Below are 13,258 nucleotides of genomic sequence, written 5' to 3'. Positions count from 1 at the left end.
CAGGACAGATGGCGGCAACGGTAGCATCTCTGGCGGGTAGAGTCCGAAGGCACAAGCGACCGCATGCAATTATTGATTGCATAAACGACAAATGCACTACATATTTGCATTACGCCTTCGCGCACCCGCCCCACGGAGCCCCCATGAGCCACGTCTTCCATCGCAACCTCCATCAGGACTACCCCACCGCCGTGCAGGGCGATGGCCCCTACATCGTCGACCGAGAGGGTCGCCGTTATCTGGATGCCAGCGGTGGCGCTGCCGTGTCATGCCTGGGCCACAGCGACGAGGCAGTGGCGCAGGCCATCAAGGAGCAGGTCAGCCGACTGGCCTACGCGCATACCTCGTTCTTCACCAGCGAGCCGATGGAGCAGCTGGCCGACTTCCTCATCGAGCGCGCCCCCGAGGGGCTAGAGTCCGTCTACTTCGTCTCCGGTGGCTCGGAAGCGGTCGAGGCGGCACTCAAGCTGGCCCGCCAGTATTTCGTCGAGATCGGCCAGCCCCAGCGCAAGCATCTGATCGCGCGGCGCCAGAGCTATCACGGCAATACGCTGGGCGCGCTGGCCACTGGCGGCAACGCCTGGCGCCGCCAGCAGTTCGAGCCGCTGTTGATCAACGTCAGTCACGTCAGCCCCTGCTACGCCTATCGGGACCAGCAACCCGACGAGACGCCCGAGGCGATGGGCGTGCGTCTCGCCGCCGAGCTTGAGGCGGAAATCCTGCGGCTGGGCGGTGAGAACGTGATGGCCTTCGTGGCAGAGCCCGTCGTGGGTGCCACCCTGGGGGCCGTCAAGGCGGTGCCGGGCTACTTCACGCGCATCCGCGAGGTCTGTGACCGCTACGGCGTGCTGCTGATTCTCGACGAGGTGATGTGCGGCATGGGACGCACCGGCAGCCTGTTCGCCGCCGAGCAGGAAGGTGTCACGGCGGACCTGATCACCATCGCCAAGGGGCTGGGCGCCGGCTATCAACCGATCGGCGCGACCCTGGTCAGCCAGCGCATTCGTGACGCCATCGCCAATGGCTCCGGCTTCTTCCAGCACGGCCATACCTACATCGGCCATGCCACCGCCTGCGCTGCGGCGCTGGCCGTCCAGCAGGCCATCGAGTCCCGCGACCTGCTCACACGTGTCAACGTCCTCGGCGAGGGACTGCAAGCACGCCTGGGCGAGCGCTTCGCGAACCATCCCCACATCGGCGACATCCGTGGTCGCGGTCTCTTCCAGGGCGTGGAGCTGGTGGCCGACCGCGACACCAAGCTGCCCTTCGACCCTGCGCTCAAGCTGCATGCACGCCTCAAGAAGGCCGCCATGGCCGAAGGCCTGATGTGCTACCCGATGGGCGGCACCCTGGATGGCCGCCAGGGCGATCACATCCTGCTGGCGCCGCCGTTTATTCTGCAGGAGTCGCATCTGGACGAGATCACCGACAGGCTGGGGCGTGCCATCGACACCACCCTGGCCAGCCTGTGACGGCTCAGCTGCAGGCGCATTGACTACCCACGATCTTTGAATGGATTTGAATGGAGTGACTTTCATGGCGATCACATCGCGCCTGACCGAACTGGATGAGGCCAGCATGAGCGCAGCCCAACGTGAGGTGATCGCCGAGATTCTCAGCGGCCCGCGCGGCAACCTCGACGGCCCGTTTCTGGCCTGGGTCCACAGTCCGGAGCTTGCCAATCACGCCCAGCGCCTCGGCGCCTTCTGCCGCTACGCCACCGGCCTTGAGCTGCGCCTGAGCGAGCTGGCGATTCTCACCACGGCGGTGTGGTGGAAATCCCAGGCGGAATGGCAGATCCACGCGCCGATCGCCGAGCAGGCCGGTCTCTCGCCGGATGTCATCACGGCACTGCGCGAGGAGCGTGAGCCCGTGTTTGAACAAGACGATGAACGACTGATCTATCGCGTCACCCGCGCACTCTACGCCGAGCGACGTATCGATGATGCGCTGTATGCCGAGGCCGTCGCGATGTTCGGCGAGACGGTCGTGGTCGAACTGGTTGGCATACTGGGTTACTACGCTCTGGTGGCGATGACGCTGAATGTCTTCGCCGTGCGGCGTGGCGATGACATCCCGCTGCCCTTCGAGGAGCCGAACGGCTCCTGAACCGCTCGCCGCAAGTCGCTCATCGCCTGGCGCCCATCGCCCTGGCGGACACGCTGTCGAGACGCAGGACGCCCTTGCCGAGATTTCCCCTGCGAGGCATGCTCGGGTTGTCACACTCTGCGCCCCGGCTGACTCCGGGGCGCGATGCATTGCGGCGCAAGCACCCCGACAACAACGACAAGACAACATGGTGAGCATTCGATGAGTGATAGCGAACACACGGAAGTGGCCGTGATCGGCGCGGGCGCCGTCGGTGTCGCCTGCGCCCTGTGGCTGCGGCGCAGCGGCCACGAGGTGACGATGATCGAGCGCGAGGGCATCGCCAGCGGCACCTCCTTCGGCAATGCCAGTACCCTCGCGGATTATGGCTGCCTGCCCATCGCTCGCCCCGAGATCTGGCGCAGCATGCCCTCGCTGCTGCTGTCACCTGACTCCCCCTTCGTCATCGACTGGAAGTGCCTGCCGAGGCTCTCGCCGTGGTTGATGCGCTTCATGGGTCAGTGCAACGCCACGCGCTTTCGAGCCAACAGCGAGATGCTGGCGCGTCTGCTCAGTCACACCTACGAGGACTATCAGCCGCTGCTGGACGCTGCCCCGGCGGCGGCCGGGATGATCCAGCGCAAGGGCTGTCTATATGCCTACGGCAAGGCCGAGAACCTGCAGGCCGCACAGGGCGATATCCGGCTGCGTGACCAGCTCGGCATCCAGCAGCAGGTACTGACAGCGGACGAGCTGATCGCGCTGGAACCCGCCATGGCAGGCCATACCGCCGGCGGCGTGCTGTTCCCCTCTTCCTGTCATCTGGATGACCCGCAGGTGTTCATCGATACCCTGGCCGCTCCGCTGCGTGAGGAGGGCCGACTCGTCACCGCCGAGGTCACCCGCCTGAGCTCTCAGGCCTCCGGCATGCTGCTGGAGTACGCCGACGGCAGACGGCTGATGGCGGACCGCGTGGTACTGGCGGCCGGGGCCTGGTCGGCACATCTCGCCCGCCAGATCGGCGACAGGATTCCGTTGGATACCGAGCGTGGCTACCACATCGAATTCGATCTCGAGCACTCGCCGCTCAACCGCCCGACCTGTCCGGTGGAGAGTGCCTTCTACATGACGCCTCTGCGAGGCGCCGAAGGGCCGCGTCTGCGAGTGGCAGGCACCGTGGAGTTGAGTTCGCTTGCGGGGCCCGCCAACCCGGCCCGCTTCGATTATCTGGAAACCCGAGTGCGCAGGGTGCTGGGACTGGATGCCCCGGTAGCCCGGCGCTGGCTGGGCTTTCGCCCCACCCTGCCGGACTCCGTGCCGGTGATCGGCCCGTCACCCAACGAGCCACGCGTGATCCATGCCTATGGCCACCAGCATATCGGCGTGACCCTGGCAGGCGTGACCGGGCGACTTGTCAGCGAGTGTTTAGCCGAAGGCTTACCGGACTGGCTGGCACCCTGCTCCCCGGCACGTTTCTGATATTGCGCGAGGCATTCGAGGCCGAGCCTCAGGATGCCTTGTCCAGCACCCGCTGCCCGGGCAGCATGCGCGCCAGCAGCTGCTGCCACTCGTCACACAGGACGTCGGCATCGAAGCGTGCCGCGTTCTCGCGCGCCAGCAGGGACATCTGCTGGCGCCGCGGCGCGTCCTCGATCAGCAGGCAGAGCTCACGCGCCAGTGCCGCAGCATCTTCCACATCCACCAGCACGCCACTGCCGCCCTGAAGGATCTCCGCCGGGCCGGTCTCGCAGTTGGTGGAGACCACGGGAAGACCGAAGGACTGCGCCTCCAACAACGTCATCGGCAATCCCTCCCAGCGCGAACTCATCGCGAACAGCGCCGCCCGCTGATACTCCTCTTCCACCCGGGAGGTGCGACCGACGAAGACCACGCTCTCGCTCAGTCCCAGCGTCCAGGCCTGGGCCTTGAGGGCGTTCTCATCCTCTCCCCAGCCGACGATGCGCAGTCGCCAGTCCGGATGTTGACGGGCGACCCTGGCCCAGGCCTCCAGCAGGACATCAAATCCCTTCTGCTCGGTGAGGCGGCCGACGGCCAGCACGGTGCGCGATGCCTGAGTCGGCGCATCCTCCTGGGGGATGCGCGGCACCGGATTCCAGATCGCCTGCACCTTGTCAGTGATGCCATAGCGTGCACGCCACGCCGTGGCGTCCCGCTCGGTCAGCACCACGATGGCATCCGCCAGACGCACCGCGGTCGAGCGCCCCACCGTGCGCAGGTGCGAGCCATGATGCGTGCCGAGATTGAAGTGCTCCCAGCACACCAGTCGCGAACGCACGAAAGGTGCCCATGACGCACAGAAGGCGAACAGGATGGAGTCCACCAGAATCACCGCATCCGCCTGATGGCGGCGCACCTTGGCAAGCAGACCCGAGCTGATGCCCATGAAGCGGCGCACGCCACCGCGCGCTTCCTTGAGCTTGAGCTCACTGGTCATGACAGCGTCATCGAGATGAAAGGAGGTGGTCGCGGGACCGAACAGGCTGGCGATGGTGACATCATGTCCCGCGCGTGCCAGTCCACTGGCGATCTCGCAGGTCACGCGTTCCGTACCGCCGTCACTGGAAAGATTGCCGACGATGAACAGGATCTTCATTTCTCATGCGCTCCGTGCAGGGAAATTCACGCAGGAGAGCCGTGTCCGGCAGGCGCAGCCAGGGGCGCGGTGCACCAGACATGACAATCTCCGGCGCAGAAAAAACCCGCCACCGACGAGTGTCGATGGCGGGGTCTATTTTGAAGGGCTATTTCGAGTGGACGATATCGAGTGAGCCATTTCGAAAGGCTAGCTCGTAAGCCAGTTCGAGGGGCCCTGGCGAGAAGCCATGTCCGGGGGCTCTGGCGAGGGTCGATCACGCATGGCCATCGCGCTGTCTCGCCTGACAATCGCGAGCTCTGCCCACGATCGCGGTGTCACCAGACATCATGCGTCGCTCAGGAGGAGGCTCTACCGCCCGGCTTCGCCTCATGCAGAGCTGGGTGATGCTCCCTGTCGGAGACCTGGTCAATCACGCCACAGTCCTCGCAATGATAGCGAGGCGGCAGCCCGATCAGCCGCTGCCACCAGTGGCGCTTGATACGGTGCACGCTGGCACCGCCACATTGGGTGCAGAAACGATATCCACGCATGATGACTCTCTACTCCATGTATTCTCAGATATCCCGGGCACGACCCCGAGATGCTTCCATTACGTGCATGGCAACTGGCAGGACAGTCAAATGGCGCAATCGCCATCATGCGCTGCCCTCTACTCGGCAGACTGACACCGCAGGCTCGCGCCGTGTGGGCGTGGTAACGACAAGGCGATGACGACGTGAAGGTAACGGCGGCGCAGGCACCAGAAGGATGACGGCCTGACAGGTAACGTGGTCTGTCCATTATGCGCCTCTCGCGCGCACGCCGTTTCCGATATTCGCCGCACTGCATAGCAGCAAATCCGTCATGCTTTCGCCGCTCAGGCCGGTGACATCGCACCGCGCCCCCGTCCGATTTCCGGCGCCAGGGTGTGCTGCATGCACCCGAGATAGGCCCGTACCACGATGGCCTGATCGAACTCGCGCTCGATACGCTCCCGTGAGGCCAGCCCCGCCGCCTCCAGGGCCTCGCGGGGCATTTCCAGGCAGGCCTGCATGTGCTGCTCGAGAGAGTCGATGCTGCCGGCCTCGCACAGCCAGCCAGTGGCCCCCGGCAGCACCGAGCTGCGACAGCCGGGCACGTCGCTGACGATGGCGGGACGCCCCATCGAGGCCGCTTCGAGTACCGTACGCGGCATGCCTTCTCGGTAGGACGGCAGCACCAGGATGTTGGACTCGACCAGGAACGGCCTGACATCACGCTGTTCCCCCAGATAATGCAGCACGCCCCGCGCACGCCACTGGGCGATTTCCTCGTCACTGATCGCGGTGCGGTTGCTGATGCCCGACGGCCCGATCAGCCAGAAGCGTGCCTGGGGATAACGCTCATGCAGGCGTTCCGCCGCTGCCACGTATTCCCGCACGCCCTTGTCGGCAATGAGCCGCGCGACCATCACGAAGGTCAGCGGCGGGCTCTGGGGCTGTTCGGTGAAGGCGAAGCGTTCAGGGTCGATCCCCGCACCGGGCAGCACCACGGAAGGTGTCGACTTCTGCAGCCCCATGCGCAGGAACAGCGCCTGGTCATCCCGGTTCTCGAAGAACACGCAGCGTGCGCCGCGATTGGCGATGCCGTACAGCGCCCGTACCCGGCGGAACAGCCAGCTGTCGTGGAGGAAGGCGGTGCCCAGTCCCGAGACGTTGTTGGTGTAGGGGATGTTGAGCAGGCGACAGGCAAGCCCCGAGTAGATATTGGCCTTGATGGTGAAGTTGAGGACATAGCGTGGCCTGAGCTTGAGCAGCGTCATCAACAGCGCCATCAGGCTCTTGCCCTCACCCACGAGTGACGTGCCCTTGCCTTCCATCCCCAGCGGCCGATGCTCGACCTTGAGCTCATCGACCAGGCGCGCACTGTGTGCATCGGTGGGAGCAAGACACACCACGCGATAGCCCGTGTCGCGCAGGCCCTCGATGACACCGCGATGGAAGTTGTAGAGGAAGAAGGACGAGTTGGAGACCAGCACCACCGTGGCGGGCCGGGAATCTGATGTCGGCATGTGGCTATCCTTGGCATGTGATGCAGAGGAACAAGCGAGGGGCACGGATCGCCTGCCCGGTGATCTGCCAGCCACATGAGCGGCGGGAAGTGTGCGGGCAGGCGATCAGCGCGAGGCGTCAGTCGAGCAAGGCCGGGCGGCGTTCCTGCTGCCAGCGGCGAATCAGCCCGGTGTCGTAGGCCATGCAGACCACGTAGATGACCAGGAACGGGAAGCGGTAGCGCACTGCCGTCCCGTAGTTGAAGACCACCAGTCCATAGATGGTGAAGGCGCCGATCAGGTACAGCAGCCAGAAGAGCGTCTTCTCGCGCTGGACCTGCCAGCATTGCAGGGTCAGCCAGACGAGGAAGACCACCACCAGCAGATTCTCGCCGGCCTGGATCAGCTGCAGCGGGTTGGCCGCCTCCCAGGGCAGCGGTTTGATCAGGAAGTACAGCGCCCCCTGGATGCCCGTGACCACGAAGTCGCCGAAGCCCTGGATGATCTCGACATCCTCCTTCTTGCCGCCATCCTCGATGTACATGGCCGCGCGGAAGAAGTTGATCTGGTCCACCGCCAGCGGATAGATGATCAGTACGCTGGCGACCAGACCGACCAGCAACCAGCAGAAGCGCTTGGTGGAAAGGCCACGGCGGCTGACGTCGTAGACCACGTAGACGCCGAGGAACACCAGCATGATCAGCATGTTCTGGAACTTGATCAGCCACAGCGGCATCAGCATCAGCAGTGCCCAGCCCGGTCGCCGTTCGATGGCCAGCAGGAAGCTGGCCAGCATGAAGCCCGTCACCAGGGTGTCGCGCAGACTCAGCGAGCTGTAGAGCACCAGACTCGGGTAGCAGAGCAGGAACAGCAGCACCGCATGCGAGATGATCCCGCGGCGCAGCATGACCATCAGCCCGCCGATGTAGAGAAACTTGTTGAAGAATCCCAGACTGGAAATCGTCTCCACCAGCGGCAATGGCAGCAGGGCCAGCAGGCTCGAGGAGAACGAGACGGTCAGCGAGTGATCCATCGAGTCCCAGTCCATGCTGCGCATGGCCAGTACCTGCTCCCAGTAACGGAACTGGTCCGGCATGTATTCCGGCGAGAACAGCACATTGTTGAGCAGGTAAGGCACCAGGCTGCTCAGACTCAGGATGATCGCGACGTTGCGGGTCACCCACCCGCGCACGAAGCCCACCATCACCAGTACCAGACAGACGAGCAGATTGGGCAGGTCGAGCAGTATGGCTTCCATGAAACGGCTCAGTCCCTGACGTCGGTGTGTGTAGCAGACAGGCCGGCATTGGCCGTGACGCGATACGTCGCCGATGCCCTGTCACCCGCAAACGCGGTGACCGGCACGGTCTGCGTGTCCCGTCCCTGCACGCGTGCGGGAGTCGCGGACGCGACTGACGGGCTGTCTTCCAGCTCTTGCGTGTTCATGCCTGCCGCCTGCATCAAGAGCCACAGACACCGCATCAAGGGCCCTTCTTCCAGCTCCGCAGACGATTCCCCGGCGTGCGCCGCGCCACCGATGCGCTGTGGCGCGAGATCCAGTTGCGCGGTATTCGCCTGCGGGATGCCTGCCTCGCTGGCCAGTGCCTGAGTGATCGCCTCGCTGGCCCCGATCACCAATGCCGCCTGCGGATACTTGAGCGCCATCGCACGTCTTGCCGCGTCGCGACGATTCCCCGCCGCTGCCAGCTCCTGCGCCAGCGCCGCGACGTGGTGGATGACCACCGGCACGCGTCGCCGATTGAGGCGCGCCGCCTTGAGCGCCGTCAGGTTGGCTTCCAGACCGCTGGACATCAGCACACAGGGCTTGTGGCGCGCCAGGTAGCGCGTCAGGGCCAATGACAGGGCCAACGGCCCCTGCCTGCCAAGCTCCACCAGACGCACGCCATGCGCCAGCGACGTGACGACGTCTTCCTCGGCATGCGGCAGTACCACATCCACCTCGTGTCCCAGGCGGGTCAGACCCGCGGCCAGCGCCAGCATCTGACGAGTCTCGCCATGATCGGAGCCGGCCGAGACGAATAGCGCCATCCTGTGCGTTTTCATAACGATTCCTTTGCAGTGGATGGACACCCCCGAGGGGGTATCCGCGCGAGGTTCATGCCACTCGCTGGAAGACGCCCCGTGCCTGACGCTCCCAGGAGGCCGGCAGCAGCTTCATCACCCGGCGGATGCCACGCTTGCATTGGCGTGTCATCCACTTGCCACGCTGCAACTTCAGCATGGCCAGCCATTCGGGGTTGACCATCTGCTGGGCATCCACGCAGTAGACCGGCTTGCCGGTCATCTGCGCGATGCTGCTGGCCTGCCCCACTTCACTCTCGATGAACAGCCGACAGCCCGACTCGCGGTAATAGCCGGCCTTGTGGCTGGCATGACAGCCCAGTTTCAGTCGCGCTTCCTTGCTCGGCAGATCCAGCATGATCAGTCGCTCATAGGTCACGCCATGGCGCGCAAGCCAGGCCTCCGTCTCGGGGCGGTACTTCTCGAGACGGTTGGTGACCAGCGAGTGCACCCGGTAGGTGGGCAGATGCAGCGGGGTCGCCTCGAGCAGGAATCTGCGATAGCGCGGGCCGTCATCGTTGTCTTCGGGAGAAGGATCGAGACACAGCACGCCATCGATATCCACGCAGGCATCCTCCAGTGCCGGATGGTGGAAGAGGTTCCACTGGAAGGCGCGCGGGTGTTCGAGCTCGACGAGCGCCAGATCCACTTCATTGGTGACCCCAGGGTTGGCGTAGATCACGCAGGTCATGATCTCGCAGGGGCAATCCGCCGGGATGCGCGCCAGGGAGGCCTTGAGCGAGGCACCGCTGTTGAGGCTGTCATCCACCAGCAGCACGCGACGACAGGCCCAGGCGGAACGTGTGCCTTCCTCGGACACCTCGCCGGCGGTGGACTCGCGCAACTTGCGCGTGATGCCCTTGCCGGGCACGCCATCCGCCAGGAAGGTATCGAGATCGGTACAGGCGCGATTGAGCATCGCGCTGATCATGTAGGCCGGCACCATGCCACTGCGCGGAATGCCGACGATCAGGTCGAAGTCCCCTGCCTGCAGGCGTGACATCTGACTGGCGATGTCACGGCCCAGATCGCCGTAGCTGCGATAGTTCATGCCGCTGCCTCCGTGTCCTTCGCCTGCCCGGGCGTGGCAGCCTTGCGACGCGTCAGCTTGGCGAACATGTCGCGGCGGACCAGCGACAGCACCTTGTTGCGCTGCATGTGGTGCAGATAGCCCAGCCCGCGGCGGAAGTTGGCGAGGCGCTGCTGGGTGGTGCCGGGCGCCATCACGTACTGCTTGAAATAGTGATAGAGCGGGATATACAGGGTGTCGGCTTCCGGCAGCGTGCGCGTGGCGCCATAGAAGGTGTCGATGGCGGCCAGCATGTCGCGCTGGTAGCGCTGCTCGACCTCATGATCCTGCTGCTGGGAGGTCCAGGAGCCCTTGGCGTTGCGACGATAGACGCAGGCGGCATCCTCGTAATAGAGCGTCTCACCCAGCAGCGCCATGTAGGCCTGCAGGAAGAAGTCCATGATCGGCGCACCACGGTAGGATTCCAGCATGGCGTCCACATGCGACTCCACGCGGCGGAAGGTCAGCGCCGGTGACGGAATGGAGCCGCCCCGCAGCCCGATGATGGCCTCGGGGGAGAGACGCGCGACGCTGTCGGCATAGCGGCAGATGATCGAATGCTCATCGCGATGCTCGTCATACTCGATGGCCGGGTGGAAGCACACGGTGGCACGCGGGTTGGCATCGAACAGCGCCACCTGACGCGCCAGCTTGTCGGCCTTGACCCAGTAATCATCCCCTTCGCAGTAGGCGATGATGTCGCCGCGCATCACCGGCATGCAGAAGGTGATGGGCCACACGTGCTGCGAGTACTGGTTCACGTCCTGCAGGATCGGCCGGATGATGGAGGGGTAACGCGCGGCATACTCCTCGATGATCTCGCGCGTGCCGTCGGTGGAGGCATCATCATGCACCACGATCTCGAAGGGAAACCGCGTGCGTTGCATCAGAAAACCATCCAGCGCCATCGCGATGTAGTCGCCGTGATTGAAGGCGAAGCACATCACCGAGACACGCGGCGTGGAGAGATTCCCCTCCCAGTCCGCCATGATGGTGGCTTCATCCGCCGGCGCCGGGGGAACCGGAATCGGCCCTTCCTCGAGGGCGCCCCCCGTCACCGGGGTACCCTGCGCCTGGGAATAGCTCAATTCAGCTAGCATGAAGATTCTCCACTTTCCGTTGTGAAAGACGATCTCGTATCAGACCAACACCCGACTGCCAGGCCGGAAAGCGCAGCAGGCAAGAGAGCAACAGGTAACTTGCGCCGGAGAGACATCCCAGTCCCAGCAGCGCCGCCCACGGAGACCAGTCTGGCGATGCCGCCAGATGCTCCACCGCCAGCCAGCAGCAAAGCGCGATGATCGATGACAGCATCAGGCTCGGCAGGAAGTCGACGCACTGCTCGCGGATGCTGTAATCGATCAGCGTTCGCGAGAACCACGCATTGGGGATGTAGGACAGCACCGCCACCACGATCTGACCGATCAGGATCGCGATCACGCCGTGTTGCCAGGTGAGCGCCAGCACCACGCAGATCAGCAGCTTCTTGATCACCTCAAGCCCCAGGAACAGGTCCGAGCGCCCCTTGACCTTGAGCACATTGAGGTTGAGCGAACTGAGCGGATACATGACGGCGGCAATGCACATCAACTGCAGATAGGGCACGGCGTCCAGCCAGCGGTCGGGGAACAGTGCCTCGAACAGCGGACGGGCCAGCGCCGCCATCAGCAGCACCCCGGGGAACAGCAGATAGACCATCAGCTGCAGAATGCGTCGATAGGCATCCTTCAGCCGCACCGGGTCATGCTGGATGCTGGCCAGGGCCGGGAAGGTCACGTTCTGGATCGCGGCGACCAGTTGATTGAGCACCAGCTCCTTGAGGCGATCCGCAAAGAAGAACAGTCCCGCCACCGAAGCCGCGAACAGCTTGGCGATCACCAGCACGTAGAGATTGACGAACACCACGTCCAGCATGCGCGACAGGAACATCTTGTAGCCGAAGCTGAACATGGCCTTGAAGGCGTCCATGTCGAAGGTCAGGTGCGGACGCCAGCTGCCCCACCACCACATCAGTGCCGTGGTCACGAAGGCCGCCGTCAGCATCTGGCCCACCAGCGCCCAGACCCCGAAGCCCAGCCAGCCCAGCAACACCGCGACGCTGCCCGAGATCACGCTGCCGGGGATGCCGGCCTTCATGCGGGTGCGAAAATCCAGCGCCCGGTTGAGCATCGCGCCCTGGATCACCTCGAAGGCGTTGATCAACACCACCAGCCCGCCGATACGCACCAGCACGACAAGTCGTGGTTCAGCGTAGAAATCGGCAATCAACGGGGCGCTGAAGTACAGCAGCGCATAGGCCACCACCCCGAAGCCGATGTTGCTGAAGAAGGCGGTGCTGGCATCACGCGGGCCGAGAGTCGGCAGACGCAGGATGGCCTGCTGCAGGCCCGAATCCATCATGGCCGAGGCGATGGTCAGAAAGACCAGCACCATGGCCAGCAGCCCGAAGTCTTCCGGCAGCAGCAGACGGGCCAGCAGCAAGGTGACGATGCTGGCCATGCCACGGCGCAACAGCTGATCCATGAAATTCCACAGGATGCCGATGGTCGTCTTGTGGGTCAGTGACACGCGGCGACGCCTCCGGCTGCTTCTCGTGAAGAGGCGCGCGGGCGCGAAGCAGGCTCTGCAAGCGACGGCTGCCAGAGCTGATCCATGCCCTCAGCGGCGGGCCCCCAGGGTGCATCTCCCGACAGCAGGGTGTACTCCGCCAGCCGCGAGACGACGTCAGCGGGTGAGCACCACATCAGCACATCGATGATCGAGAGACTGCCGACGAACTCGCCCTCACGCGCGCCGGGCGCTGCCTGGCGGTAATCACGCGGATGGCTGGAGAGAAAGGACAGACGCAGCCCTGCCTGCTCGAAGGCCTCCCCCCGGTAGAGCTTGCGCCCGCCGATACTGTTGACGTAGCCGCGCCCGCCGCGCTGGCGGGAAAGTTCGATGAGACGGTCCTGCGCCGACTGGCTGCGCTCGTAGTCCATCTCGCTGGTCAGCGCGAAGCGACACTCGAGCCCCAGATAGCGGCAGATCGTCTCGAAGCTGAACTGGCACAGTGCCCCGATGCGGCGATCCTCATGCATGAGAATCGTCTGCAGCAGCGGCATGACCTCTGCGTAATGCGGCGCCTTGGCATAGGCATGGTGCAGAGTGGTCAACAGTGACTGGGGGGTCGGTGCGAACGACAGCTCGCTGATGCGCCGATTGGGTGAGGCATCCGGCACCGACAGCGTGAAGCGATGGGCCTTGCCGCCCAGCAGCACGCTGTTGCGGTTGATGTAGCCACGCGGAATGTAGGCGACGTCGTCATAGATGAGGAATTCGTCACAGGCGTGCATCAGCTGGAAGTAGCCCAGATGCGGCAACAGGTAGGGTTGCATGATCGCGATGTTCATCG

11 protein-coding genes are annotated in these 13,258 nt (G+C 64.3%); 3 read left to right on the top strand and 8 right to left on the bottom strand.

What is annotated here, in order from left to right:
* Positions 1–143 precede the first annotated feature (143 nt).
* From QD228_RS16075 to QD228_RS16065, 3 genes are all read left to right on the top strand, one after another.
* Positions 144–1,472, top strand: coding sequence for an aspartate aminotransferase family protein (locus QD228_RS16075; RefSeq protein WP_279876046.1), 1,329 nt, complete (start codon positions 144–146; stop codon positions 1,470–1,472).
* 64 nt (positions 1,473–1,536) lie between these two features.
* A complete protein-coding gene (locus QD228_RS16070; protein ID WP_279876045.1) occupies positions 1,537–2,109 on the top strand; it encodes a carboxymuconolactone decarboxylase family protein in 573 nt (190 codons plus the stop codon).
* A 201-nt stretch (positions 2,110–2,310) separates the two neighbouring features.
* Positions 2,311–3,567, top strand: a complete 1,257-nt coding sequence (locus tag QD228_RS16065; protein WP_176494388.1) for an FAD-dependent oxidoreductase — start codon at positions 2,311–2,313, stop codon at positions 3,565–3,567.
* 28 nt (positions 3,568–3,595) lie between these two features.
* Here QD228_RS16065 and QD228_RS16060 read toward each other — a convergent pair whose 3' ends face one another.
* From QD228_RS16060 to QD228_RS16025, 8 genes are all read right to left on the bottom strand, one after another.
* On the bottom strand, positions 3,596–4,702 hold the full coding sequence (locus QD228_RS16060; protein WP_084208248.1) for a glycosyltransferase family 4 protein: 1,107 nt from the start codon (positions 4,700–4,702) through the stop codon (positions 3,596–3,598).
* 859 nt (positions 4,703–5,561) lie between these two features.
* Positions 5,562–6,734, bottom strand: a complete 1,173-nt coding sequence (locus QD228_RS16055; RefSeq protein ID WP_279876044.1) for a glycosyltransferase family 4 protein — start codon at positions 6,732–6,734, stop codon at positions 5,562–5,564.
* Positions 6,735–6,852: 118 nt separating this feature from the next.
* Positions 6,853–7,971, bottom strand: coding sequence for a hypothetical protein (locus QD228_RS16050; protein WP_077374048.1), 1,119 nt, complete (start codon positions 7,969–7,971; stop codon positions 6,853–6,855).
* 8 nt (positions 7,972–7,979) lie between these two features.
* A complete protein-coding gene (locus QD228_RS16045; RefSeq protein ID WP_077374051.1) occupies positions 7,980–8,777 on the bottom strand; it encodes a glycosyltransferase family 4 protein in 798 nt (265 codons plus the stop codon).
* Positions 8,778–8,829: 52 nt separating this feature from the next.
* Positions 8,830–9,846, bottom strand: coding sequence for a phosphoribosyltransferase family protein (locus tag QD228_RS16040; protein WP_279876043.1), 1,017 nt, complete (start codon positions 9,844–9,846; stop codon positions 8,830–8,832).
* The gene (locus tag QD228_RS16035; protein ID WP_077374058.1) at positions 9,843–10,964 is read right to left on the bottom strand and encodes a glycosyltransferase; all 1,122 of its coding nucleotides are present in this window, start codon (positions 10,962–10,964) and stop codon (positions 9,843–9,845) included. The genes QD228_RS16040 and QD228_RS16035 overlap by 4 nt, the downstream gene beginning before the upstream one ends.
* Positions 10,954–12,432: a lipopolysaccharide biosynthesis protein gene (locus QD228_RS16030; protein ID WP_279876042.1), complete on the bottom strand. Its 1,479-nt coding sequence runs from the start codon at positions 12,430–12,432 to the stop codon at positions 10,954–10,956. Before QD228_RS16030 ends, QD228_RS16035 begins: the two co-directional genes overlap by 11 nt.
* Complete coding sequence (locus QD228_RS16025; RefSeq protein ID WP_084208243.1) at positions 12,423–13,256, bottom strand: WbqC family protein; 834 nt, start codon at positions 13,254–13,256, stop codon at positions 12,423–12,425. The genes QD228_RS16030 and QD228_RS16025 overlap by 10 nt, the downstream gene beginning before the upstream one ends.
* Positions 13,257–13,258: the final 2 nt, after the last annotated feature.

It is taken from the genome of Cobetia sp. 3AK (assembly GCF_029846335.1).
Classification (GTDB): domain Bacteria; phylum Pseudomonadota; class Gammaproteobacteria; order Pseudomonadales; family Halomonadaceae; genus Cobetia; species Cobetia marina.
The sequence above is the reverse complement of the archived record's forward strand: the minus strand, read 5'-3'. Positions and strand labels throughout refer to the sequence as shown.